The organism is Pseudoalteromonas sp. SCSIO 43210 (assembly GCF_054133285.1).
Genome location: NZ_CP087225.1, coordinates 349,514 through 375,644 on the forward strand (window position 1 = coordinate 349,514; position 26,131 = coordinate 375,644).

Sequence of the window (26,131 nt, forward strand, 5' to 3'; positions counted from 1 at the left end):
CGTTCAAAGCGTAATTATTAGCCTAGCTAATTATTACCAAAAAGCCCGAGCTTAGTTTCGGGCTTTTTAATGTCTAAAATAAAGTGTTATATAAAAGCGGTATTCCTACTTTTGTTCCAGAGTGGCTTTTATTTAAATATTTACCTTCTAACACAGCTACATAAAATACAAAAAATTAATTACTAATCTAGCCGATAGGTTTGAGTCTTGATAAAGTTAAATTAGAGCCAGTTAAGGGGAATATTTATGTTGAACCAAACTCTATTTAGCGCCGAGCAGGTGAGAGATAACGAAGCGCTTGCAGCTAAAAATAGCCATTGTGATTTATTTACCCTAATGCAGCGCGCAGGAGAGGCTGTATATAAGCAATGGCAGTTATTTGATTCACAGCATACATTAGTCATTGTTGGCCATGGTAACAACGCTGGAGACGCCTATATTACTGCTAGGCTGATCAAGCAATCAGGTCAACTGGTAACAGTATGCGCAGCTGAGCCTAATAAAGCATTAACCGGTGATGCTGCAAAGGCGCAGCAGTTATGGATAGAAGCGGGTGGGGTGGTTTCTCATTTTACAAAAGATGCTCTTAATGAGTGCGATATCGTTATTGATGCGCTCCTTGGGACTGGGCTTAATAACGCCGTGCGCGATAATTTTGCGAATATAATTAACGCTGTAAATAACAGTGGTAAGCCCGTAATAAGCATTGATATTCCATCAGGCATTGAAGCAAATACAGGGCAGCCTTTAGGGTGCGCAGTACAAGCGACTTCAACCGTTACTTTTGTGGGTATAAAGCAAGGACTCACAACTACAGCAGGTAAACAATATAGCGGTAAGTTAGTATTTGATGATTTAGCAATTGGCGATGCGTTTACTTGTGTCGCTCAATCTTCAGGAACCCTTGTTAATATCAATAGCTATAAAGGAATAGCCACGCGGGCAATCAATAGTCACAAAGGAAGCCACGGTAAACTTTTATGTGTTGGTGGCAATCAAGGTACTGCAGGTGCAATTAGGTTAAGTAGTGAAGCAGCCCTTAGAACGGGTGCTGGCATGGTAAGGGTGTATACACACGAAAGCTCAATAACGCCTATTAGTATTGGTAGACCAGAACTTATGGTAAGCAGTAATAACTTACATCAAGCGCTAGAGTGGGCAAGCTGCGTTGTTATTGGCCCAGGGCTTGGGCAAGACGAGTGGGCACAACAAACATTCGATGAAGTAGTGCAATATTGCCAAAACAATAAAATGCCATTGGTTATAGATGCAGATGCCCTTAATTTACTGGCTAAGAAAGCTTCATCATATATGTTAAAGCAATGCGTACTTACGCCACACCCAGGCGAAGCTTCGCGACTGCTAAGTGTTAGCACCAATGAAATAGAATCAGACCGCTTTAATTATGCCCGCCTTTGTGCCAAGCGCTATAACGCGACTTGTGTATTAAAAGGCGCAGGAACATTAATAGATAATGCTCAGCAAACGTGGGTGTGTGAAGATGGTAATCCGGCACTCGCCGTTGGCGGCAGTGGCGATGTACTTACTGGTATTATTGGGGCATTACTTGCTCAAGGTTTAACTATTGATGAAGCAGCACGCTATGGTGTAACACTGCACGCTAAAGCTGGTGATATCGCAAGTGAGCGAGACGGGCAAAGAGGAATGCTACCCAGTGATTTATTCGCAATTGTAAGAGAGTTAGTTAATAAAGTGACGTGAGTTAAAGCGTCACTTTACATAACTAATTATTAGGCTGCAGTAAATCCCATTTTGTACCATATAGGTCTTCAAAAACCACTACGGTGCCATAGGGTTCTACTCTAGGCTCTTCGTTAAATGTAACGCCTTTAGAAAGCATTAAATTATAATCTCGCCAGAAATCATTAGTATGCAAAAATAAAAACACACGACCACCCGTTTGATTACCAATAGCGCTCATTTGTTCGGGTGTTGTGGCTTTAGCAAGCAGTAGATTAGTCCTGCTCGAATTAGCCCTGTTTGAATTTGGAGGTGAAATTAACACCCAGCGTTTACCATCACCTAAATCAGTATCTTCGACTAACTCAAAATTAAGCTTTTGAGTATAAAACTCAATTGCCTCGTCGTAGTCTTTAACAACTAATGCAATGCTGCCGATATGCTGTTGAGCGTTAGTCATGTTTGGTTTACTCCGTACTATTAAATAAATGTGCTTTTTATCATATTAGTTAGCGACTACGCAGGGTATATGCTCGTAGAGTGTAATTTTAACTAACTTGTAAGTTCGTCTTCATCATCTTCATCATCGGGTGGATCACCTGAGTCTTCTTTGCGTTTTCTTTGTTCTTGTTTTGCTTTTTGTACATTTTCGTATGTAGGTGGTGGGATAGGAATAATAGAAATAAGCGGAAAGAATGCTAAAAATAAATAAGCCCCCTTAGACATACTTTTACCCCACGTGACCATTTTGAGCATAGCCCAAACTACGAATGAAAATAACCCAGTCACAAGAGCAACAAAAACAAAGAAGATGAATATTTCGTTATTATTTAATAAATCCATTTAATATAAATCTTAGTTATACGTAACTTAGGTATGGGTATAAATTAAACAATATCAATGATTTTTATTCTAAAAAGCAAAAAACCAGCCGAAGCTGGTTTTTTATATAAGCGAGGTGCTTAAACGGTGATGTTTATCACATCATGCCGCCCATGCCGCCCATGCCACCCATATCAGGTGCACCAGCAGATTCGTCTTTAGGGATTTCAGCTACCATTGCTTCAGTAGTGATCATTAGACCCGCAATAGACCCTGCAAATTGTAATGCAGAGCGTGTTACTTTAGTTGGATCTAGGATACCCATTTCAATCATGTCGTTGTATTCGCCAGTTGCTGCGTTGTAACCGTAGTTACCATCGCCGCCTTTAACTGCGTTAATTACAACTGATGCTTCGTCGCCTGCGTTTGTTACGATTTGACGAAGTGGTGCTTCCATCGCACGAAGTGCAACTTTAATACCGTGGTTTTGATCTTCGTTGTCGCCAACTAAATCAACTAGCTTGCTCGCAGCACGTACAAGTGCAACACCGCCGCCAGGTACTACGCCTTCTTCAACCGCTGCACGAGTTGCATTTAATGCATCTTCAACGCGGTCTTTTTTCTCTTTCATTTCGATTTCAGTAGCAGCACCTACTTTGATTACTGCAACACCGCCAGCTAGTTTAGCCATGCGCTCTTGAAGTTTTTCTTTATCGTAGTCAGATGTAGCTTCTTCAATTTGTGCTTTAATTTGAGAAACACGACCAGTAATACCTGCTTCTTCACCAGCACCGTCAATGATAGTTGTATCATCTTTAGTGATAATTACGCGTTTAGCTGTACCTAGGTCTTCAACTGTTGCTTTTTCAAGCTCTAAGCCGATTTCTTCAGAAATAACAGTACCGCCAGTTAATACAGCGATATCTTGTAGCATTGCTTTACGACGATCGCCAAAGCCAGGTGCTTTAACAGCTGATACTTTAACAATACCGCGCATGTTATTAACTACTAATGTAGCTAGTGCTTCGCCTTCAAGGTCTTCTGCAATGATTAGTAGTGGTTTACTTGCTTTAGCAACCGCTTCTAATGTTGGTAATAATTCACGGATGTTAGATATTTTTTTATCTACAAGTAGAATAAATGGGTTATCTAGTTCAACAGTGCCTTTTTCTGGGCTGTTGATAAAGTAAGGAGATAAGTAACCACGGTCAAACTGCATGCCTTCAACAACATCTAGTTCGTTTTCAAGTGATTGACCTTCTTCTACAGTAATAACACCACTGTTGCGGCCTACTTTTTCCATTGCTTGAGCAATGATATTACCAATCTCTTGATCAGAGTTAGCTGAAATAGTACCTACTTGTGCAATTGCTTTAGTATCAGAACAAGGAACAGATAACGCTTTAAGCTCTGCAACAGCAGCAATAACTGCTTTGTCGATGCCGCGCTTAAGATCCATTGGATTCATGCCTGCTGCAACAGCTTTAAGGCCTTCATTAACAATAGACTGTGCAAGTACTGTAGCGGTAGTTGTACCATCGCCGGCTGCATCATTTGCTTTAGATGCAACTTCTTTAACCATTTGTGCGCCCATGTTTTCAAACTTGTCTTCAAGTTCGATTTCTTTTGCTACAGATACACCATCTTTAGTGATAACTGGAGAGCCAAATGATTTGTCTAGTACAACGTTACGGCCTTTAGGACCTAATGTAACTTTTACTGCGTTTGCCAGGATGTTTACGCCAGTTAGCATTTTAGCGCGTGCGTCACCTGCAAAAAGTACTTCTTTTGCTGCCATGTTTTAAATTCCTCTAAATTCTTAAATGTTTATAAACGAAAAGTAGGTTTAGCCTACAATGCCTAAAATATTATCTTCACGCATGATCAGGTACTCTTGACCTTCGATCTTTTCAACTTTTTCAACATATGAGCCAAATAACACAGTGTCACCGGCTTTAACTTCTAACGCTCTCACGTCACCGTTATCTAAAACGCGACCACTACCTATGGCTACAACTTCTCCGCGAGTTGATTTTTCAGCTGCAGAGCCAGTTAATACAATACCGCCAGCAGATTTTGTTTCTTCTTCTAGACGTTTAACGATTACGCGATCTTGTAAAGGACGAATGTTCATGTTTTTTAGTTCTCCTAACAGTTTCTGAACAGTACAGAAAAAAGCTTTTCTAATTTGCATTCATTAATGGGGGTAGAGTGAAAAATTCCAAGGGAAAAAATGATAAATTTTTAATCTTTTCGCTCATATTCACCATCAATAGTGGTCGGCTGGTCCATTTGCTGCTGTTCACGCGATGAATGTGGTTGTTGAGCAAATGGTGATGGCCCTTGTTGCATGCCTGTGCTCATTCTAACAGTTGCTTGGCTAGCAAGGCCTGCTGCCAATTTGTTACGAATGGCAGGGGTTAATAATAGTAGCCCAAATACGTCAGTCATAATGCCAGGAGTAAGTAGTAATACACCTGCAATTACAACGCATATTCCGGTAAATAATTCTTTAGCTGGCATTTGCCCTTGTGCCATTTGCGTTTGTACGTTTTGCAGGGCACTCATACCTTGTTGTTTAACCATCTTTGCACCTAAGATAGCAGTAATAACAACAAGTGCGATTGTTGCAAACCCACCAATCACATCGCTTACTTGAATCAGTAAGGCAATTTCGATAATAGGCACGATGATAAACAACACAAATAAAAATCTAAACATAACGCTCTCTAAATAATGACACTCAAAAGAGTTGATGAAATATAAATGAGGGTGACGAGGTCTCTTTTCAAGGTTAGGGCATAGGTATAGTCATTTTACTGATATTTAAGCGTCTACACATTGTATCGGCTATCAGATACTATGAAGCTAGACACTGTTAAATAAGTAAAGGTTCACAATGACTACGCAATTTAAACTGATTTTCACGATCTGCAAAGACGAAGACGAAGCACGTATACTTGCAAGGGCATTAGTTGAGCAAAAGCTTGCTGCTTGTGTAAATATTTTACCCAATGTGGGATCTATTTATATGTGGGAAGGCGAAGTGGCTGAAGCGACTGAAACTAAACTACTTATAAAAACGAAATCAGACAAAATGAACGATGTGTTTGTAACAATAAAAGCAATGCATAGTTATGAAGTTCCAGAGATACAAGTTATTGATGTTGCAACTGGAAACTTAGCATATTTTAATTGGATGGATGAGGTACTGAATTAATGCGTTTTTTCTTTTTATTATTGGTAACGCTATTAACTGCGCCTGTAAAGGCTACAACTAATAATGTGCTTGGTGATCTCCTTGGGCCTCCGCAACAGACTTTTTTACCTGTAGACCAAGCGTTTATGTTTGACTTTGATCAGCAAGGCAGCACCTTGTTTGTAGGTTGGGATATAGCGCCAGACTATTATTTATATAAAAAGAAAATAGAAATTATCGCCAAAGATGCAAACATTCAAGTAGGCGACTCCGGCAGTGGCGAAATTATTGAAGATGAATTTTTTGGTAAAACAGAGGTTTTTTTTAATTCCGCAAGTGTTATTAGTAAGCTAAGTAATGTTACCGACGGTGCCGTAGTTAAAGTGCGTTACCAAGGCTGTGCTAAAGCAGGGCTTTGTTATCCGCCAGAAGTTATTAGCATTCCACTTAGTGTAATTAATGGCGCGCAGGTTAAAAATGTAGAGCAAAATAACACTACAGATGAAGCAACAGCAGCTAAAAGTACATTTGCAGCACTTAATGAGCCTGCCACTGAACCTACAACAAATTCGGATGATGCCGAAAAAGAACTTACTTTTACTGAGCAATTAGCAAGTCAGGGCTTAATAACTAATTTACTCATATTTTTTGCTGTTGGTGTTGGCCTTGCTTTTACGCCATGCGTATTCCCTATGTTTCCTATTTTGTCGAGCTTAATTGCGGGTCAGCAAAACCTTTCAACTAAAAAAGCCTTTGCACTATCGTTTGTATATATACAAGGTATGGCTGTTACTTACGCAGCACTAGGTTTGGTTGTTGCAGCGCTTGGTGGGCAAGTGCAGGGGTATTTACAGCATCCATTTGTGTTAATCAGCTTTAGTTTATTATTTGTATTATTGGCTATGTCTATGTTTGGCTGGTACGAAATAAAACTGCCAAGCAGTATGATGAGCAAGTTAACTCAGGTAAGTAATAATCAAAAAGGCGGCAACTACGTTGGCGTATTTTTAATGGGCGTGCTTTCGGGATTAATAGCATCACCTTGTACTACTGCGCCACTGTCGGCGGCGCTCTTATTTGTTGCACAAAGTGGTGATTACTTAGTAGGTGCTTTAACACTATACGTGCTTAGTTTAGGTATGGGGTTACCACTTTTATTACTTGGTACATCTGGCGGTAAATTGCTGCCTAAAGCCGGTGGTTGGATGGAGCAAGTTAAAACCTTGTTTGGTTTTGTGATGCTCGTTGTGCCGCTTATATTACTTGGGCGACTAGTAAGCGCCGACATAATATTATTAATGGCAGGTGTGCTTGCATTAGCAACGGCACTGTACTTACATCATTGGCAAAGTAGCCAAGCACAAAGCAAGTTAAAAACTGCATTGTGGTTTGTTGCAACGCTATTAGTTATTACAGGCTTTACGTTAACAAAAAACTACTTTTGGCCGGTACAAGCGGTGCAAGTAAGCTCGCAAAGTAATGAGTTTAAACAGGTGGCTGATTTAGCTGAGCTAAAAGAAGCGGTTGCACAAGCAAACGACGATGGTCGAATGGTTATGGTCGACTTATATGCCGACTGGTGTGTGGCGTGTAAAGAGTTTGAGCATTACACGTTTCCAGATGCCAAAGTGCAAAGTGAATTTAGCCATTACCAGCTAATTCAAGTTGATTTAACTAACAGTGACAATAAAACAATTGAGCTAATGGAAGAGTACACCGTGTTTGGTTTACCTAGTATTTTGTTTTTTAATACTCAAGGGCAAGAGCTTAGTATGCAACGAGTGACTGGCTTTTTAAACGCTGATGATTTTGCTAAACACCTAGCTATAGTGCGCGCCAGCGCACAATAATAGTGCAATAGTGCCACCTATACTGATTAAGTGGCACCTTCTTTATTCTTCTGATACCTGTACCCATCACACTGATAAGACCAGTATTTTGCTGCTATTTACGTCGAAATCACTATAATAGTTGGTTAACGTGAGAAATTGTTGCTACATTGCTTTTTCTACTTACTTAAAAGTGAAAAATTAGTTAGTAACCGCTTAACTCATTACTTATAGGATATATCGCGTATTATGGCTGCAAAATTTAACCTTTTAGTTATAAATGGTCCAAATTTAAACATGCTTGGCAAACGTGAACCGGACAAATACGGTTTTCAGACGCTCAGTGAGATTATGAACGAACTAACCAGTGCTGCTGATAGTCTAGATGTTAAGTTAACGCATTTTCAAAGTAATAGTGAGCAAGTACTCATCGAACGAATTCACGATGCTTGGCAAGCGGTTGATTACATAATTATCAACCCAGCTGCATTTACGCATACTAGCGTCGCATTACGTGATGCACTGTTAAGTGTTGATATTCCGTTTTTTGAGGTGCACTTAAGTAACGTGCACGCACGTGAAGCCTTTCGTCATCATTCGTATTTTTCTGATGTGGCACAAGGCGTGATATGTGGATTAGGTGCAATGGGTTATCACGCAGCATTAAATGCGGCAGTTAACCGGTTGCAAAACGCAATTTAATTTTAAATTAACACACAAACTAACAGGCGGGTCGTGTAATGGATATTCGCAAGATAAAGAAGCTTATCGAATTAGTAGAAGAATCAGGTATTGCTGAGCTAGAAATCACTGAAGGTGAAGAATCAGTACGTATTAACCGTAACAATATGAGCGCAGGCCCAGGTTACCCGCAATTTGCTCCACAGCAATATGCACCAGCGCCAGCAGCACCAGTTGCAGCGGCTCCTGTAGCTGTTGAAGCAGCAGCACCAGCTGAGCCTATGGGTCATCAAGTTAAATCACCAATGGTTGGTTCTTTTTACTCAGCTGCGTCCCCTGAAGCGCCAGCATATGTAGAAGTAGGTCAACAAGTTAAAGTTGGCGATACACTTTGTATTATCGAAGCTATGAAAATGATGAACCAAATTGAATCAGATAAAGCCGGTACAGTAAGAGCTATCTTAGCTGAAAATGGCGAGCCAATAGAATTTGATCAACCTCTATTCATCATTGAATAATAGCGTAACCTAAAAGGCCAACTCTAATGTTAGATAAAGTAGTCATTGCAAACCGAGGTGAAATTGCACTTCGTATATTGCGCGCCTGCAAAGAGCTTGGGATCAAAACGGTTGCTGTGCATTCAACGGCAGATCGCGATCTTAAGCATGTATTGCTTGCAGATGAAACCATCTGTATTGGTAGACCTTCAGCAACTGAAAGTTATTTAGATATTCCGCGCATTATTGCTGCGGCTGAAATAACTGACGCTGTAGCGATTCATCCTGGTTACGGTTTCCTTGCAGAAAATGCTGATTTTGCCGACCAAGTTGAGCAAAGTGGTTTTGTATTTATTGGCCCTCGTGGCGACACTATTCGTCTTATGGGTGATAAAGTGTCTGCTATCGCAGCAATGCGTAAAGCAGGCGTTCCATGTGTTCCTGGCTCTGACGGCCCAGTATCAGATGATAAAGAACGCAACATGCAAATCGCTAAGCGTATCGGTTACCCGGTAATCATCAAAGCTGCTGGTGGCGGTGGTGGTCGTGGTATGCGTGTTGTTCGCAGCGAAGCTGAACTTATTGATTCAATTGCATTAACACAGCAAGAAGCTAAGCAATTCTTTGGTAATAGCATGGTTTACATGGAAAAATTCCTTGAAAACCCACGCCATATCGAAGTTCAAGTATTAGCTGACGGCCAAGGTAATGCAGTACATTTAGGTGAACGTGATTGTTCTATGCAACGTCGTCACCAAAAGGTAGTTGAAGAAGCGCCAGCACCAGGAATTACTGCTGAAACGCGTAAATTCATTGGCGAGCGCTGTACACGTGCATGTATCGAAATTGGATACCGTGGTGCAGGTACGTTTGAGTTTTTATACGAAAACGGCGAATTTTACTTCATCGAAATGAATACACGTATTCAGGTTGAACACCCTGTTACTGAAATGGTTACTGGTATCGATTTAGTGAAAGAGCAGTTAAAAATTGCAGCGGGTCAACCGTTATCATTCACTCAAGACGACGTTGTTATTCGTGGTCATGCTATTGAGTGCCGTATTAATGCTGAAGATCCTGAAACGTTTATCCCGTCACCGGGTAAAATTACCCGTTTCCATCCAGCAGGTGGTTTAGGTATTCGTTGGGACAGCCATATTTACGCTGACTATACGGTTCCACCGCATTACGATTCAATGATTGGTAAGCTAATTACTTACGGTGAAAACCGTGACGTAGCTATTGCCCGCGCGCGCAATGCACTTAACGAGCTAGTAATTGACGGAATTAAAACTAATACTCCTTTGCATAAGAGAATTCTTGCAGATGAAAACTTCCAAAATGGTGGCACTAACATCCACTATCTTGAGAAAAAATTAGGGTTATAATTCTAGCGTTTTAAAAAACCGGCTTAGGCCGGTTTTTTTATGCCTGAAACTGCAATTTATCGCCTTAAATAAATATTCTGGTATGATTGGCAAACATGCGCTTTTAAGTAAATTTTTGAGGTAGTAATGACGCGTAGTTTTGAATCACACCTAAATGATGAAGTGGCAACCGTTACTATGGGGAACCAAGTTGCAGCTATTATAGAGCAAGGTGCGGTGATTTATTTACATGGCGATTTAGGAGCTGGTAAAACCACGTTTACCCGTGGCGTAGTGCAAGGCTTTGGCCATACTGGTAAGGTTAAAAGCCCCACATATACGTTAGTAGAACCTTATGAGCTTGAACAAGCAAATGTTTATCATTTTGATTTATACCGTTTAGGCGACCCTGAAGAACTCGAATACATGGGAATACGCGATTATTTTTCAGCAAATGCAATTTGTGTTGTTGAATGGCCTGAAAAAGGTGGCGAATTTATTCCTGTGCCTGATTTAGATATTACCCTAAGCTATGTGGGTAACGAACGTAAAATTGTTATTAATAGTGCGAGTGATCGCGGTGTAGCAATTGTCGAAAAACTAAATAAAAAAACAATAAATTAGTGAAGGCAGTAATTATCAAATGAGTCGAGGTGCAGTTAAACTCTTTATTTACCTTATGGTTATTACCATAAGCCTGCCGCTGTGGGCGAAAAATACTATTAATAGCGTACGTGTATGGCCATCTCCAGACAGTACGCGTGTGGTGTTTGATTTAAATGACAAGCCCGACTTTAGTTATTTTATGCTAAAAAACCCTAGCCGCTTAGTGGTCGATTTAGAAAATACTAGCGAGTTAAAAATACTGCCAGGTGTACCACCAAAACATCAAATAGTGAGCAAGCTACGCTACTCAAAACCTAAAAATAAGCACAGTGTACGGTTAGTGTTTGAATTAAACGCACCAGTAAAGCCTGTTGTGTTTGCTTTAGCACCTACTGGTCCTTATAAAAATAGACTCGTTGTTGATTTATATAATAAGAGCCAAGCAAAAACTGTTGTATCACCTGCACAAACAGCGGCTAAAAATCGCCAATTAAGTCAAGAACGCGACATTGTTATTGCAATTGATGCAGGCCATGGCGGCGAAGATCCTGGCTCCATAGGTCCATCAGGCACGTACGAAAAAACAGTCACATTGCAAATAGCAAAGCGATTAGAGCGCATGATCGACGGTGAGCGCGGTATGATTTCACGTATGGTACGAAGCGGTGATTATTTTGTAAAACTCAATACGCGTACTAATCGAGCGCGTGAAAAAAAGGCCGATTTTTTTGTTTCTATTCATGCAGATGCATTTACAAGCCCAGGACCAAATGGTGCCTCTGTTTGGGTGTTATCATTAAGGCGTGCTAATTCAGAAATAGGTAAATGGATAGAAGATAAAGAAAAGCACTCTGAGCTTTTAGGTGGTGCTGCTGATGTGATGAAAGATGCCGCTAATGAAAAATATCTAGCACAAGCATTGCTTGATATGTCGATGGACCATTCGATGAAAACTGGCTTAAGTGTAGCCGACGAGGTGGTTAAAGAGTTGCGTAAAGTTGCCAAACTGCATAAAAAAGATCCGCAACACGCCAGCCTTGCTGTACTTAAGTCACCAGACATTCCATCTATTTTGGTAGAAACGGGGTTTATATCTAACCCGCGAGAAGAAAAATTACTTAAAAGCGCTAATCATCAAGAGCGTTTAGCTAAAGCGATATTTACTTCAATTAAAAATTATTATTTAAAAAATCCACCTGATGATTCTTTATTTGCCAAATTAAAGTCGCAATACCCAACAAAACATAAAGTACGCCCTGGAGAGTCTTTGAGTATGTTGGCAAGTCGTTATGGCATTACGGTCAGTAAATTAAAGCAAGTTAATAAACTAAGCTCTAATACTTTATTTATTGGGCAAGAGCTTGATATACCGCAAAGTTAGTCATTATTATCAGCGCAATGTTTGCTAGGAAGTTCCATGAATATTGAAATATTACCCGCGCGTTTAGCCAACCAAATAGCTGCAGGCGAAGTGGTCGAGCGTCCAGCGTCGGTAGTAAAAGAGCTAGTCGAAAATAGTTTAGATGCTGGTGCTAACCGTATTCAAATAGATATAGAGCGCGGCGGCCATAAGCTTATTCGTATTCGTGATAATGGCGCTGGGATAAGTAAAGATGAGCTAACGCTCGCGCTTTCTCGCCACGCAACAAGTAAATTAAAATCACTTGATGACCTTGAAAACATTTGCTCACTTGGCTTTAGAGGGGAAGCACTTGCGTCAATTAGTTCTGTGTCGCGTTTAACGCTGAGCTCAAAACCAAAAGAGCAAGAAGCAGCTTGGCAAGCTTTTGCAGAAGGCCGCGACATGGCCGTGCAAGTAAAGCCAGTAGCGCACCCCGATGGCACAACCATTGAAGTAAAAGATTTATTTTTTAACACCCCAGCACGTCGTAAATTTTTACGCACCGAAAAAACTGAATTTAACCATATTGATGAGTTGATAAAGCGTATTGCGCTTAGTCGCTTTGATGTCTCTATTACACTAACTCACAACGAAAAAGTAGTAAGGCAGTATCGTGCCAAAACTGATCCCTCTCAGGCTATAACACGCGTAGCACAAGTTGCAGGCAAGGCCTTTGCCGAGCAAGGTTTGCATATTCAATCAGGAGAAGGCGGTTTACAGTTGCATGGTTGGGTGCTGCCTGTAGGCTCAGCGAACACTACTCAGTACACTTATGTGAATAATCGCATGATGCGCGATAAGCTTATTTTACATGCGATACGCCAAGCGTTTGAAGAGGTGAGTGGGACGCAAGAGCTACCTGGGTTTGTTATTTATATTGATATTGACCCACGACAGGTCGATGTAAATGTTCACCCTGCTAAGCATGAAGTGCGTTTTCATCAAGGGCGATTAATTCATGATTTTATATTGCAAGCTATTAAGCAAGTTGTAGTACCTTTGCAAGGTGAGTTTGTTAGCGAGTCAGTAAGCACTGAAACTGAATTTTCTTCTGTGTTCACAAGCCCAACACATAGTAGCGGTAATAATATAGAGAGCGATGGAGTATTTGATTACCCTAAATCGCAATTACAGCCCTCTTACTCTGGAAGTGCTGGTAGCTCAAGTTCGTCTTCAGGTACTAGAAGTGTTGGCGGTGCATACCGTGCAGCACCAAGTACGAGCCATCATGACGTAAATGCGTTTTATCAAGGAGTGAGTGAGCAACACGCTGCGCATTTTGACAATACAGCCAATATATCTGCAGCACAACACCAGTCAGTATCTGTTGATAATGTCTTAAAAGCTGTTTCTATTATAAGTGTTAGTGAAGGAGTGTGTGTCTTTAGTGAAGAGCAGCAATTGTATTGCTCACATTTTAAATATGCATTAGTTGATGATTGGCATAATCAAATTAAAGAGTTCGGAAGTTTAGAAGGGAAAGCCCTTTTGTTACCTGTGCGGGTAAGCCTAGACAAAGAAGATTGCTTGCTTATAAAGGCTCAGCAATCGTGGTTTACATTACTTGGTTTTGAACTCGTAATAGAAAAACAGTTTGTAATGGTTAAAAAATTACCAGCGTGTTTATATTTACTTGATGTAAGTACAGCAATAGGTGAGCTGCTTGATGCATGTAAAGCGGGACTCGAAAATATAGAGAACTGGTTAGCGTGGCAGATGAAATGTGTACCAACTCGATTTTATTTGAGCAATGTATTTTTAGCGCAACAAATACGCTTACAAAATAATCCGCAAACTATTGAACGCTTACGCGAAAAAGCAGTTAAAATAGAGTTAAATCACTATTTAACGCAATTAGATTAAGGTATCAGTGTTGAGTAATTTACCAGTTATATTTTTAATGGGTCCAACTGCTGCTGGTAAAACAGCATTGGCTATCTCACTGTGCGAGCATTTAAATACAGAAATAATCAGCGTTGATTCAGCGTTAGTGTATAAAGATATGAACATTGGAACTGCAAAACCCGATGCAGAAGAACTTGTTAAAGCTCCACATCATTTAATTGATCTACTTGACCCGAGTGAAACGTATTCAGTTGCAGATTTTAGGCGCGATGCAGTGCAAAAAATTGACGAATTCCATAGACAAGGTAAAGTGCCTGTATTGGTTGGGGGTACAATGTTGTACTTCAAATCTTTAATTGATGGTTTATCGCCTTTGCCTGAAGCAGATGCAGTAATAAGAGCAGAATTAGAAGCACAAGCTAAAGAATTTGGCTGGCCTCATTTATATAAAGAATTAGCTAAAGTTGACCCTAAAGCAGCTGAAAAAATGAGTGAAAATGATTCACAAAGAATTAATCGCGCTTTAGAAGTTTACCGATTAACTGGTAAAACCATGACTGAGTTGCAAAAGCAAAAACAGCCACCTTTACCTTATACTTTTCATCAATTTGCGATTACACCGCAAGAACGCAGTGAATTACATGCGCGAATTGAAGAAAGGTTTAAAATAATGATTGATCAGGGGTTTGAAAATGAAGTTTCGACCCTATATCTACGTAAGGATTTACACCCCAATATGCCTTCTATTCGTTGTGTAGGTTATAGACAAATGTGGGATTACCTTGCGGGTGAGATAGACCATGATGAAATGGTTTTTCGCGGCATCGCTGCTACACGTCAATTGGCCAAACGTCAATTAACTTGGTTGAGAAGCTGGCCTGATGTTACTTGGTTAACAACAGGTGATGAAGAAAACTTGCATCGTGTAGTAAGTTCGCTAAGCTAGTAGTAGTTGAACAAAATTTAGCTTTGTTAAATAAGTTCAGCCACTTAATTATAATAACACCTAGAACGAAGGAATAATAACATGGCAAAAGGCCAATCGTTACAAGACCCATTTTTGAATGCACTACGTCGTGAGCGCATTCCAGTATCAATCTTTTTGGTAAATGGCATAAAATTACAAGGTAAAATTCAGTCATTTGACCAATTTGTTATTTTACTTGAAAACACTGTAAACCAAATGGTATATAAACACGCAATTTCAACAGTTGTACCTGCTCGCGCAGTCAACTTCCAAGGTGTTCAAGGGGATGAGAGCACTGAAGAGCCAGAAGCTGGAAACTTTTAATTAGGAGCGTAATGCTTGTTTGACCGCTATGAATCCGGCGAACAGGCAATTTTAGTTCATATCGACTTACCTAAAGAAGGAGATCGTGAAGATCTTCATGAATTAGAAATGTTGGTATCCTCTGCTGGTGTTAGTAGTTTGGCGGTTGTGCAAGGCAGCCGTCAAGCACCACATCCGAAACTATTCGTCGGTACCGGTAAAGCAGAAGAAATAGCTGAAATTGTCAAAATCCACAATGCAGATGTCGTTATTTTTAATCATCAACTCAGACCGTCACAAGAGCGTAACTTAGAACGCGTTTGTGAGTGTCGTGTACTTGATAGAACGACGCTAATTCTTGATATTTTTGCCCAACGTGCACGTACCCATGAAGGTAAGCTGCAGGTTGAATTGGCACAACTTCGCCATATGTCAACTCGATTAATTCGAGGCTGGACCCATCTTGAACGTCAAAAAGGCGGGATTGGCTTGCGTGGGCCAGGTGAAACCCAACTTGAAACCGACAGACGATTACTTCGTGCTCGTATTCAAAATATTCGTGCGCGTTTGGCTAAAGTAGCTGTACAGCGCGAACAAGGTAGGCGAGCTCGTACACGTAATGAAATACCTACTGTATCGTTAGTGGGTTACACGAATGCGGGTAAATCTACGTTATTTAATCGTATTACACACTCAGACGTATATGCGGCCGATCAGTTGTTTGCAACGCTTGATCCAACTTTACGCAAGCTTGAATTAGGTGATGTTGGCCCCGTTATTTTAGCGGATACGGTTGGTTTTATTCGTCATTTACCGCATGACTTAGTCGCGGCTTTTAAAGCAACGCTTACTGAAACTCGTGAAGCTGATTTACAGCTACATGTAATTGACGCAGCAGACTCTCGTCTTCAAGAAAATATTGAACAAGTACAATCGGTGCTTAAAGAAATTGAAGCCGATGAAGTACCACAGCTATTAATTTATAATAAAATTGATGCGCTAGATAACGCAGCTCCCCGTATTGATCGCGATGACGAAGGACAACCTATAAGGGTGTGGCTTAGCGCCCAGACTGGTGAAGGCTGTGAATTACTTAGTGAGGCCATTAGTGAGCTACTTGCTAAGAAAATGTTTAACGAAACCTTATTTCTTACGCCATTGTATGGTCGCCTAAGGGCTGCATTATTTAGTTTAAACGCAGTGCATGAAGAGCGATTTGATGATCAAGGTAATTGGCTGTTAGATGTTAGAATGCCTATGGTTGAGTGGAATCGTTTAATTAAAGAATTTGGTCCTGAAATTGCTGGTTTTATCAGCCGTAATTAAAAATTGACGTTTAAATGTCGGTTTTTGTATGAGAAACGCGGTAGATTTGTTAGATTTAACACAATTTCCTAATTTATTTAGATAACAATGGAGTATAGCTATGGCCTGGAATGAACCGGGTAATAATGGCAATGACAAAGATCCGTGGAATAATAAAGGCGGACGTGATCAAGGCCCACCTGATTTAGACGAGGTGTTCCGTAAATTTAGTAACAAGTTCGGCGGCTTATTTGGCGGGAAAAAATCCGGCAATGGTAGCGGTGGTGGACTTGGCGGAGCCGGTATTTCATTTATACTTATTATCGCCGTTATTGTATGGGCGTTAAGTGGTATTTACACGGTAAAAGAAGCCGAGCGTGGTGTGGTTCTTCAATTTGGCAAATATGACCGAATTGCAGATCCAGGTCTGCGTTGGAAAATGACGTTTATTGAAACAGTGATCCCAGTCGATATTGAAGCAGTTCGTTCACTATCAGCTACTGGCTTTATGTTAACTGAAGACGAAAACGTAGTAAGCGTTGAGTTTCAGGTGCAATACCGAGTTATTGACCCATACCTTTACAAATTTAGTGTAACTAATGCTGATAGCAGCTTAGAAGAAGCATTAGATAGCGCACTGCGCTATGTTGTGGGCCATGCCAAAATGGACCAAGTTTTGACTAATGGTCGTGAGGTTGTTCGTCAAAATACATGGGATGAGCTTAATAAGATTATCGAACCATATAACTTGGGTTTAATTGTAACTGACGTTAACTTTAAAGATTCTCGTCCGCCAACTGAAGTTAAAGATGCATTTGATGATGCAATTGCTGCACAAGAAGATGAAGAACGTTTCATTCGTGAAGCAGAGGCCTACGCCCGTGAAATTGAGCCTCGTGCACGTGGTCAAGTAACACGTATGACGCAGGAAGCTGAAGGTTACCAAGAGCGTATAACTTTAGAAGCACAGGGTGAAGTGGCTCGGTTTGAAAAGTTATTACCTGAATATCAAGCAGCTAAAGAAGTTACTCGTGAGCGCTTATACATTGATGCAATGGAAGAAGTGTTAGGGAGTAGTTCTAAAGTATTGGTTGATGTGAAAGGTGGTAATAACATGATTTATTTACCGCTTGATAAGATCATGGATAAGCAAGGCACAGCAACACGTGTTGCTCTACCAAGCTCAAGTGATATTCAAGATTTACGTAATAAAGTGAATACATCACGCAATAGCACTGTTAATGGTGGTAATGACCGCTTTAACAATGATCGCTTTAATGAAGGGAGATAAGCATAATGAAAAACTTTAGTTTAGTAATACTATTAGCTGCCATTGTGATGTCTTTCTCGTCAGTCTTTGTTGTACCTGAAGGGCAAAAAGCAATTGTTTTGCTATTTAGCAAAGTACAAAAAGACAGTGAAGACAGTGCTGTTGTTTACAGCCCTGGTTTACACTTTAAAGTACCGTTTTTTAGCCAAGTACGACGTATTGATGCGCGTATTCAAACATTAGATGGTACGCCAGACCGCTTTGTTACAAGTGAAAAGAAAGACTTAATTGTTGATTCATTTGTAAAATGGCGTGTAAACGATTTTAGCACTTTTTACTTACGTGCTCGTGGCGATAAGCAATATGCTGAAACGTTACTTGAACAAAAAGTAAATAATGGCTTGCGTACTAACTTTGGTACGCGAACTATTCGCGAAATTGTATCAGGTGAGCGTAGCGAGTTAATGGAAGAGGCGTTAGTACAAGCTTCTGAAAGTGCACGCGAGTTAGGTATTGAAGTACTTGATGTGCGTGTTAAGCAAATCAACTTACCTCAAGAAGTCAGTAGCTCTATTTATCAACGTATGCGCGCTGAGCGTACTGCCGTTGCAAAAGAGCATCGTTCTGAAGGTCAAGAAAAAGCTGAAACTATTCGTGCCGGTGTCGATCGCCGTGTAACGGTTATGCTTGCTGATGCAGAGCGTAATTCTCGTTCTGTACGTGGTCAAGGTGATGCAGACGCTGCTGGGATTTATGCAAATGCATATAATAAAGACCCTGAGTTCTTTAGTTTTGTACGCTCGCTAGAAGCATATAAAAAGACTTTTAAAAATAAGCAAGACGTTATGGTGCTTTCACCAGATAGCGACTTCTTCCAATATATGAAAGGTGCTAAAGCTCAATAAGCTTTACATTAAGTATTTAAAAGTTAAAAGCCTCGCATTTGCGGGGCTTTTTGTTAATGGGTATTTAATAGTTTAAATTACTGTTATTTATGTGGTTATTAGCTATCGTTTAGGTTTAAAAAAAACTACGCGGAAAAAATAAGCTGAACAGGGGTGATCTTTACTTTAGTTTTCTGGTAAAATCTCGTCCTAATTTTCTCTAAGTGAATTTACAATGGGTAAAAACGTTGTTGTATTAGGCACCCAATGGGGTGACGAAGGTAAGGGTAAGGTAGTTGACCTCCTTACGGACAAAGCATCTTTAGTAGTTCGTTATCAAGGTGGCCACAATGCGGGTCATACTTTAGTTATCGAAGGTGAAAAGACGGTTCTACACCTTATTCCATCGGGTGTATTACGTGACAATGTTAAATGTGTGATTGGTAATGGTGTAGTTTTATCACCAGAAGCGCTAATGAGAGAAATTGGCATGCTTGAAGAGCGCGGCGTACCAGTACGCGAGCGTCTTTTAATAAGCGAAGCATGTCCACTAATCTTGCCTTTCCATGTTGCATTAGATGTAGCCCGCGAAACTGCTCGTGGCGATAAGCCAATTGGAACTACCGGTCGTGGTATCGGTCCAGCGTACGAAGATAAAGTGGCGCGCCGTGGTTTACGTGTAGGTGACTTGTTTAATCCGGAATTATTTGCAACTAAATTAAAAGAAGTTCTTGAATACCATAACTTCACTTTAGTTAACTACTACAAAGTAGATGCTGTAGATTTCCAAAAAACGTTTGATGATGCAATGGCTGTTGCTGATATCTTAAAAGCAATGGTTGTAGATGTAACTGAGCTTTTAGATCAAACGCGTTTAGCAGGCGAAAACATTTTATTTGAAGGTGCACAAGGTACGTTACTTGATATCGATCACGGTACTTACCCTTATGTAACGTCTTCAAATACTACCGCTGGTGGCGTTGCGACGGGTGCAGGTTTTGGTCCATTAAACCTTGATTACGTTCTAGGTATTATTAAAGCGTACACGACACGTGTTGGTTCAGGTCCTTTCCCTACAGAGCTTTACGATGGTCTTGATAAACAAGATCCAGTTGGTAAGCATTTAGGCGATAAAGGCCATGAGTTTGGTGCAACAACAGGTCGACTTCGTCGTACTGGTTGGTTAGATGCAGTGGCTATGCGCCGTGCAGTTCAAATCAACAGTATTTCAGGTTTTTGTTTAACTAAGCTTGACGTTTTAGATGGTTTAGAAACACTTAAAATCTGTATTGGTTACAAGCTCGAAGATGGTACAGTTACTAACGTAACGCCATTAGCAGCTGAAGGTTACGATAAAGTAACACCAGTATACGAAGAGATGCCAGGTTGGTCAGAGAACACAGTTGGTGTAACAAGTCTTGACGGTTTACCAAAAGCTGCAATTGACTACATCAAGCGTATTGAAGAAATTACGGGTGTTCCAATTGATATTATTTCTACAGGTCCTGATCGTGTAGAGACTATGGTACTTCGCAACCCGTTTGCGTAATTACTATTAGATTAAAAAAAGCTGCCTAGTGCAGCTTTTTTTGTGCCTAAAATTCACTTTGGAACGATCTTTGTATAGTATTTTGTAGATATCATTTTTATATGTGGCGAATATGCGTTTATTATTTTGTAATTCAATGTTGGCAATATCGCTAACATCACTCTCTTTACTCATAAGTGGCAATAGCTTAGCTGAGGAAACATCTGCTGCTGTGCCGTTGTACACTGAGCCTGAGTTGATTGCATTGATAAATAAAAATGTCCATTTACAGCGCGTAAAGGCTGATGATTGCCAGTTAGTGCAAGATATAGAAGCACGAGCCAATAAAATGGCGTTACCGTCTTATCAGTTTTTATATGGCGATATGCTGGCTTATAACGTATGCGTTGATCGCAATGTAGAGTTAGGTGTGTATTATATGCGTAAAGCTGCTCAGCAGGGCTTAGCGGCAGCATTAGAGCAACTAGGACGTTACTACGACACTGGCCGATTAGTGCAACAAGATAAAGCGATGGCAATTACTTATTTACGTGAAGCTTCATCGCAAGGCAATTTAAAAGCTCAATTGCGCTTGGTTAAATTATTTAATGATGGCTTTGGTAGTCCACGAGACTTTGAAGATGCGTATCGATGGTTGTTTAACTCTATGGTAGCAGATAAAGCAACCCATCAAAAAATTGAACAATCACTTACTCAATTAGCTGAAAAAATGCCAGCAAGTGTGGTTGCTCGAGCTCGTCTTCCTATTTAATGGCTTTAAAAAACAAACCCTAACTTTTTAAGTTAGGGTTTTTTAGTTTTTACAGACTGTAAAAGTATTTAACTGTCTTCTTTAGCCTTTGTTTGCGGGTCTTTTAAAACTGACATTTTAGGCGGCTGTAATGCAACAACGCGTTCGCCTTCTTGCGGCGGTTTTTCCATGTTGATTGTAAACGGTCTGAGCTTAATTGGTGTATCCTCATCACTGTCTTTATCACCAATGAGAATAAACAGTGGTATAGCCTCAGGGTTCATTTCTAGATATTGCTCCCAGCTAAATTCATCAGAAATACGTGTTGAACTAACTTTACCACCTTTAGCTATAATGCTGCTTAAGCGTGCATATGACCCTTCGTCACCAAAAAGTATTTGTCGTGATAAAAACGTTGCGCTGTCTTTATTTGCTTTTGCGTGCGACGTTGAAGAGCGCAATGAGAATACATTTTTCTCATTAAGTAAGTGAGAAAAATATTGGACGCCCAACGCGTTGTGATGACGATTAGGTGAGAGTGCTAGTACACTGCGAATAGTAGTTAGTGGTAAATAGCGTTCGGCGTGCTCCGATTGCGGGTTACCGTAATAACACGCTAAGCCATCCATACGTGCCATTCTACAGTTTTCCCATGCTGGGTCTGATAAATGAACAGGAATATTTTGATCTTTTAAGCCTCGGCCAATGGCACGTGCAACATGGTTTGCACCAATAATCAAAATCGTATTTGGCGATGGTTGGCGTACACCTAAAAGTTTAGCAACAGGAATCGCAGTTAAGCTCTGTAGTACAACGGTAATTATAATTACTGTAAATATGAGAGGTACCATTTTTTCAGCATCAGCAACACCAGACTCCATCATACTAAGTGCAAATACCGACCCAACGGCAGCGGCGACTATACCGCGTGGAGCTATCCAAGCAAGTACCAAGCGAGACTTCATTGGTAGGTCAGTACCAAAGGTCGAAATAGCAATACATAATGGGCGTGCAACAAAAAGTACGATGGCTAAAAATATAAATACATCGCTGTCGAGCATCATTAAATCAGAGAGCTGTAAGCGTGCTGCAAGTAAAATAAACAGCGTTGATATTAATATCATCGACAAGTCTTCTTTGAACTCAAGTACAGAATCTATTTCTAAATCGTCTTGGTTAGCAAGCCAAATGCCAAATACTGTCACAGCTAAAAGACCCGATTCATGGCTTAAATAGTTTGATACAGAAAAACTAATGAGTACTAACGCTAAAATTCCAAACTTATGTAATTCAAATGGTAGCCATTCGCGGCGCATTAATAGTGTTGTTAGCCAGCCTGCAGCAACACCAATACTTAAACCAACGCCGAGGGTTTTAACTAAAGCAATAATAGTGTGGCTAAATACTTCGCCTTGGCCTACAAGCATTACGGCTTCAAATACTAATACAGCAAACAATGCGCCGATTGGGTCTATTACAATACCTTCCCAGCGTAGTATGCGGTCAATGTCTTGTGTTGGGCGCATTGAGTTTAATAGCGGTGCTATCACAGTAGGGCCTGTTACAACTAACACTGCACCTAATACTGCAGCTACACGCCAATTAAGCTCAAGTAACCAATAGGCGCTTAGGCTAATAATAATACAGGTAGTAAGCATGCCGATTGAGCAAAGGTTTCTTACAACTTTTCCAATCCCTTTTAATTCTCTGAAATGCAGAGTAAGTGAACCTTCAAATAAAATGATTGCAACGCTTAGTGATACAACTGGAAACAGTAAATCACCTAACAATGCATCAGGGTCTAAAACACCACTAAATGGCCCAAGTAAAAGACCAGTAAGCAATAAAAAAAGAATAGCGGGTACTCTAAATGCCCACGCGACCCACTGGGCAAGTACAGAGCAAAGTGCGATACCGGCTATATAAATTGCTGACATAGATTAAGAATTCCTTATTTATGACGATATATTTTAAAAGTATAACTTTTGTTAATTATTAATACAGGGGTATACACGGGAAATTCAAATATTACTAATCAATTTTAGCTGCTAATAAAAGATTAGTGATCTTTAATTTTGGATCTTGGATGCAAAGACTTTATAAAAGCACATTAACTACTATTATCTTGTTGATTTATAATGAAAATATATGTTTTATTATTAATGTGTAATAGCTCTGTTTGAATTTTAGCCTTGATCTTACTGTGTAATTTAGCGTATTATACTTCGAGTTCGAATTATTAGTTATCTAATTAAGATTGTTGGTTGAAATAGTAGAACGTTAATACTACGGTCATTTTTACTGCTTATAATCATGTTTTGGATACTAAATTAGTATCTGAACGTTAAAATTTTATTTTCCGAATTCTTAAGTATGGTTTTACTGGACAAGTTTGTTTATTTTTTTTAACAAATAAAGGTTTGAGTTGAACTATTACTTTTCAATATTTAATCCCCATCGTGGCGATTAAATCTCGGTCCTTGAGTCTTCACCCTATCTGTTGGTGTATCAGACTCTAGAGGCTCTATGTATGTTGTTAATAGAAAAGCCACACACAGCTTTTTACAGCGATGCATAAACAACACTTTTAAACTTTCTTATTGGTACTGCTCATAACACTGGGTGGGTGCTACTTTATATCTGAGCTTAAATTTAAAACAACGTTTTAGATTTGGCCTTTTCGTGTGCGTTTAAAAGTGCTGTCAAACGATAAATAAATTCGAAGCAAGGTTTTATACCTAGCTACTTAGTTTTAGCTCACGAGTAGTGAGCGCAAATAAAATGGAAAGTTGAGCATTTATGCAAAAGTTAAATTGGCGACGCATTGTACTTAAAGTAGGCAGCGCTTTAATTGCACCGGATCACGATGGCTGCCGTTCACGTTATATATTAACCATCGCACAGTTTATTGTTCGTTGCCGTGCGCGTGGTATTGAGGTGATCCTAGTTTCGTCTGGTTCGGTAGCGGCTGGCGCGCACTTGTTTCCATCAGATAAACCACGTTCAGTTGTAATGAAAAAGGCAATGGCGGCAGCAGGCCAAACAGAAATGATTGCCATGTGGGACCGTTTTTTCGACTTTCCATCTGCGCAATTACTACTAACTCATGGTGATTTACGTGATCATGAGCGTTATCAAAGTATTCGGGAAACCGTATTTACGTTACTTGAGCACGGTGTGCTACCAATCATCAATGAAAATGATGCTGTGACAACAGACGATTTACGAGTAGGTGATAACGATAATTTATCCGCTATGGTTGCCGCTGCAGCAGATGCAGATGCTTTACTGATTTTTTCGGATGTTGATGGGTTATATGATAAAAATCCTAATTTGCACGACGATGCTGTTTTATTACCTGAAATAAAATCAATTGATGAATCTATTTATGCTATGGCAGGATGTGCTACGAGTGCTGTAGGCACCGGTGGTATGAAAACCAAAATAGAGGCTGCGGAAAAGGCAACATCACACGGTATAGCCACTTATATTATTAATGGCTTTAAAGAAGAAACATTTACTCGATTATTAGCTGGAGAAAATCCAGGTACTATTTTTTCGCCATACGAAAAGCCAATGCAAGATTCTGTACATTGGATGACACATACAGCAAACGAGCAAGGTGAAGTTGTTGTTGATGGGTCGTTTGATGAGTCATTAGAAGGTGAAACTGGGTGTATTCGCGGCGATGAGATCGTTGAAGTACACGGTGAATTTGCTATCGGTGATACCATTTTAGTACGAAGTGAAGACGGTACGCGTCTAGCTAAAGCGACCGCAAATTACAGTAGCTGTTTGTTAAACTTTATTGCAGACAACGAACAGAGTGAATTCAGCGAAAAAATGCAGGATTCAATTGGACCAGTTATATCTGAAAAACATATCGCATTATTGGAGAAGTCATGAGTTTAATTACGGACATTTCACGTCAGGCAGCTAAAGCTGCACATACACTTGCTTTACTCGATACCGAGACTAAAAACCAAGTATTAGTTGAAATGGCAGCGGCATTAAGAGAGCAAAAAGCATTTATAATAAAAGAAAATGAAAGTGATTTAAGCGCAGCACGCGACAATAACTTAGCTGCCTCAATGATCGACCGCTTAACGTTAAACGATGAGCGTATTGAATCAATGGCACAAGGCATTGAAGTTATAGTAAGCCTTGATGATCCTGTTGGTCAGCTACGAGATATTACCGAGCGTCCAAACGGTATCAAAATTCGTAAAATGCGCGTACCTCTTGGCGTTGTATGTATGATTTACGAAGCACGCCCGAATGTGACAGCAGACGCTGGTGCATTATGTTTTAAATCAGGTAATGGCGTAATTTTACGTGGCGGTAAAGAAGCACTTAGAAGTTCACAAGCTATCGCAAGTGTGATGCATAGCGTACTTGAAAAGCATAACTTACCAGTATCACTTATTTCAGTGATTCCAGATCCAGATCGTGCGCTATTAATGGAGTTAATGCAGCAACGCGAAAGTATTGATTTAATTATTCCACGTGGCGGCGAAGGCTTAATCAACTTTGTTACTGAAAACAGTACGATTCCTGTAATTCAGCATTACAAAGGTGTTTGTCATCTATATGTGGATAAAGATGCAGATCTAGAAGTAGCCCTTAACTTACTACTTAATGGTAAAACGCAGCGTACCGGTGTTTGTAATGCACTAGAGGGCTTAGTTGTTCATCAAGATGTGGCAGATGAGTTTTTAAATCTGTGTGCAGTCGTATTACGCCAAGAAGGTGTGAAAATAAATGCAGACAGTTTTGCAGCTAAATATTTTGATAACGCAACCGTTTTAGCTGATGATGAATTTGGTGAAGAGTATCTAGATTTAGAAATTGCTATTCGCGTTGTTCCAAGCTTTACGGCAGCAGTTGAGCATATTGCACAGTTCGGTTCAAACCACACCGAAGTGATTTGTACTAAAAATCAAACTGCCGCAGAGTTATTTCAACGCAGTGTTGATGCTTCTGTAGTAATGGTTAACGCGTCATCTCGCTTTTCTGATGGCTCACAATTGGGTCTGGGTGCGGAGATTGGTATAGCGACCTCCAAGCTTCATGCATACGGTCCAATGGGGCTTGAATCACTCACTACTGAGAAGTACTTAGTAAATGGCGAAGGCCAAGTTCGTGAATAAATTAACGATGTAAGTAATAAAGCC

24 protein-coding genes are annotated in these 26,131 nt (G+C 40.1%); 18 read left to right on the forward strand and 6 right to left on the reverse strand.

Annotation, left to right across the window (positions count from 1 at the left end; all coding sequences use genetic code 11):
• Window positions 1–246 precede the first annotated feature (246 nt).
• Entirely contained in the window at window positions 247–1,722 is a 1,476-nt protein-coding gene (locus LOS73_RS01475) for an NAD(P)H-hydrate dehydratase (protein ID WP_457934358.1), read from the forward strand.
• Window positions 1,723–1,744: 22 nt separating this feature from the next.
• Here LOS73_RS01475 and LOS73_RS01480 read toward each other — a convergent pair whose 3' ends face one another.
• The 5 genes from LOS73_RS01480 to LOS73_RS01500 form a co-directional block, all read right to left on the reverse strand.
• Window positions 1,745–2,161 (reverse strand): VOC family protein, encoded by a 417-nt coding sequence (locus LOS73_RS01480; protein ID WP_457934359.1) that lies wholly within the window; start codon window positions 2,159–2,161, stop codon window positions 1,745–1,747.
• A gap of 92 nt (window positions 2,162–2,253) precedes the next feature.
• Window positions 2,254–2,457, reverse strand: a complete 204-nt coding sequence (locus LOS73_RS01485) for a hypothetical protein (protein ID WP_457934360.1) — start codon at window positions 2,455–2,457, stop codon at window positions 2,254–2,256.
• 223 nt (window positions 2,458–2,680) lie between these two features.
• On the reverse strand, window positions 2,681–4,321 hold the full coding sequence (gene groL / locus LOS73_RS01490; protein WP_165723678.1) for a chaperonin GroEL: 1,641 nt from the start codon (window positions 4,319–4,321) through the stop codon (window positions 2,681–2,683).
• 48 nt (window positions 4,322–4,369) lie between these two features.
• Window positions 4,370–4,657 carry a co-chaperone GroES gene (locus LOS73_RS01495; RefSeq protein WP_457934361.1) on the reverse strand — a complete coding sequence of 96 codons (288 nt, stop codon included), beginning with the start codon at window positions 4,655–4,657 and terminating at the stop codon, window positions 4,370–4,372.
• A 110-nt stretch (window positions 4,658–4,767) separates the two neighbouring features.
• Window positions 4,768–5,244 (reverse strand): FxsA family protein, encoded by a 477-nt coding sequence (locus tag LOS73_RS01500; RefSeq protein WP_342863192.1) that lies wholly within the window; start codon window positions 5,242–5,244, stop codon window positions 4,768–4,770.
• A gap of 178 nt (window positions 5,245–5,422) precedes the next feature.
• On the opposite strand from LOS73_RS01500, the gene cutA reads away from it, so the two are divergent.
• The 15 genes from cutA (at window position 5,423) to LOS73_RS01575 (ending at window position 20,978) form a co-directional block, all read left to right on the forward strand.
• Window positions 5,423–5,743: a divalent-cation tolerance protein CutA gene (gene cutA / locus LOS73_RS01505; protein WP_007375930.1), complete on the forward strand. Its 321-nt coding sequence runs from the start codon at window positions 5,423–5,425 to the stop codon at window positions 5,741–5,743.
• The gene (locus LOS73_RS01510) at window positions 5,743–7,572 is read left to right on the forward strand and encodes a protein-disulfide reductase DsbD (RefSeq protein ID WP_457934362.1); all 1,830 of its coding nucleotides are present in this window, start codon (window positions 5,743–5,745) and stop codon (window positions 7,570–7,572) included. Before cutA ends, LOS73_RS01510 begins: the two co-directional genes overlap by 1 nt.
• A 228-nt stretch (window positions 7,573–7,800) precedes the next feature.
• A complete protein-coding gene (aroQ, locus tag LOS73_RS01515; RefSeq protein ID WP_007375932.1) occupies window positions 7,801–8,253 on the forward strand; it encodes a type II 3-dehydroquinate dehydratase in 453 nt (150 codons plus the stop codon).
• 38 nt (window positions 8,254–8,291) lie between these two features.
• A complete protein-coding gene (gene accB, locus LOS73_RS01520; protein WP_007375933.1) occupies window positions 8,292–8,750 on the forward strand; it encodes an acetyl-CoA carboxylase biotin carboxyl carrier protein in 459 nt (152 codons plus the stop codon).
• Window positions 8,751–8,776: 26 nt separating this feature from the next.
• The gene (gene accC, locus LOS73_RS01525; RefSeq protein WP_007375934.1) at window positions 8,777–10,117 is read left to right on the forward strand and encodes an acetyl-CoA carboxylase biotin carboxylase subunit; all 1,341 of its coding nucleotides are present in this window, start codon (window positions 8,777–8,779) and stop codon (window positions 10,115–10,117) included.
• Between the two features lie 126 nt (window positions 10,118–10,243).
• On the forward strand, window positions 10,244–10,720 hold the full coding sequence (gene tsaE / locus LOS73_RS01530) for a tRNA (adenosine(37)-N6)-threonylcarbamoyltransferase complex ATPase subunit type 1 TsaE (RefSeq protein ID WP_457934363.1): 477 nt from the start codon (window positions 10,244–10,246) through the stop codon (window positions 10,718–10,720).
• 19 nt (window positions 10,721–10,739) lie between these two features.
• Entirely contained in the window at window positions 10,740–12,083 is a 1,344-nt protein-coding gene (locus LOS73_RS01535; protein WP_033038180.1) for an N-acetylmuramoyl-L-alanine amidase, read from the forward strand.
• Between the two features lie 36 nt (window positions 12,084–12,119).
• Complete coding sequence (gene mutL, locus LOS73_RS01540) at window positions 12,120–13,967, forward strand: DNA mismatch repair endonuclease MutL (RefSeq protein ID WP_342865902.1); 1,848 nt, start codon at window positions 12,120–12,122, stop codon at window positions 13,965–13,967.
• Window positions 13,968–13,977: 10 nt separating this feature from the next.
• Complete coding sequence (miaA, locus tag LOS73_RS01545; RefSeq protein ID WP_457934364.1) at window positions 13,978–14,895, forward strand: tRNA (adenosine(37)-N6)-dimethylallyltransferase MiaA; 918 nt, start codon at window positions 13,978–13,980, stop codon at window positions 14,893–14,895.
• Window positions 14,896–14,976: 81 nt separating this feature from the next.
• Window positions 14,977–15,240 carry an RNA chaperone Hfq gene (gene hfq, locus LOS73_RS01550; RefSeq protein WP_007375939.1) on the forward strand — a complete coding sequence of 88 codons (264 nt, stop codon included), beginning with the start codon at window positions 14,977–14,979 and terminating at the stop codon, window positions 15,238–15,240.
• A gap of 15 nt (window positions 15,241–15,255) precedes the next feature.
• Entirely contained in the window at window positions 15,256–16,545 is a 1,290-nt protein-coding gene (gene hflX / locus LOS73_RS01555; protein ID WP_007375940.1) for a ribosome rescue GTPase HflX, read from the forward strand.
• A 100-nt stretch (window positions 16,546–16,645) separates the two neighbouring features.
• The gene (gene hflK / locus LOS73_RS01560; protein WP_007375941.1) at window positions 16,646–17,815 is read left to right on the forward strand and encodes an FtsH protease activity modulator HflK; all 1,170 of its coding nucleotides are present in this window, start codon (window positions 16,646–16,648) and stop codon (window positions 17,813–17,815) included.
• Window positions 17,816–17,820: 5 nt separating this feature from the next.
• On the forward strand, window positions 17,821–18,699 hold the full coding sequence (gene hflC, locus LOS73_RS01565) for a protease modulator HflC (protein WP_007375942.1): 879 nt from the start codon (window positions 17,821–17,823) through the stop codon (window positions 18,697–18,699).
• A 214-nt stretch (window positions 18,700–18,913) separates the two neighbouring features.
• A complete protein-coding gene (locus tag LOS73_RS01570; RefSeq protein ID WP_007375943.1) occupies window positions 18,914–20,227 on the forward strand; it encodes an adenylosuccinate synthase in 1,314 nt (437 codons plus the stop codon).
• Between the two features lie 112 nt (window positions 20,228–20,339).
• Window positions 20,340–20,978, forward strand: coding sequence for a tetratricopeptide repeat protein (locus LOS73_RS01575; protein ID WP_007375944.1), 639 nt, complete (start codon window positions 20,340–20,342; stop codon window positions 20,976–20,978).
• 68 nt (window positions 20,979–21,046) lie between these two features.
• On the opposite strand, the gene LOS73_RS01580 is transcribed toward LOS73_RS01575, so the two are convergent.
• Window positions 21,047–22,894 carry a cation:proton antiporter gene (locus LOS73_RS01580; protein WP_007375945.1) on the reverse strand — a complete coding sequence of 616 codons (1,848 nt, stop codon included), beginning with the start codon at window positions 22,892–22,894 and terminating at the stop codon, window positions 21,047–21,049.
• Window positions 22,895–23,756: 862 nt separating this feature from the next.
• Between LOS73_RS01580 and proB the strand changes: the two genes are divergently transcribed.
• Both proB and LOS73_RS01590 read left to right on the forward strand, forming a co-directional pair.
• Window positions 23,757–24,863 carry a glutamate 5-kinase gene (gene proB / locus LOS73_RS01585; protein ID WP_007375946.1) on the forward strand — a complete coding sequence of 369 codons (1,107 nt, stop codon included), beginning with the start codon at window positions 23,757–23,759 and terminating at the stop codon, window positions 24,861–24,863.
• The gene (locus LOS73_RS01590; RefSeq protein ID WP_007375947.1) at window positions 24,860–26,107 is read left to right on the forward strand and encodes a glutamate-5-semialdehyde dehydrogenase; all 1,248 of its coding nucleotides are present in this window, start codon (window positions 24,860–24,862) and stop codon (window positions 26,105–26,107) included. Before proB ends, LOS73_RS01590 begins: the two co-directional genes overlap by 4 nt.
• Window positions 26,108–26,131 lie beyond the last annotated feature (24 nt).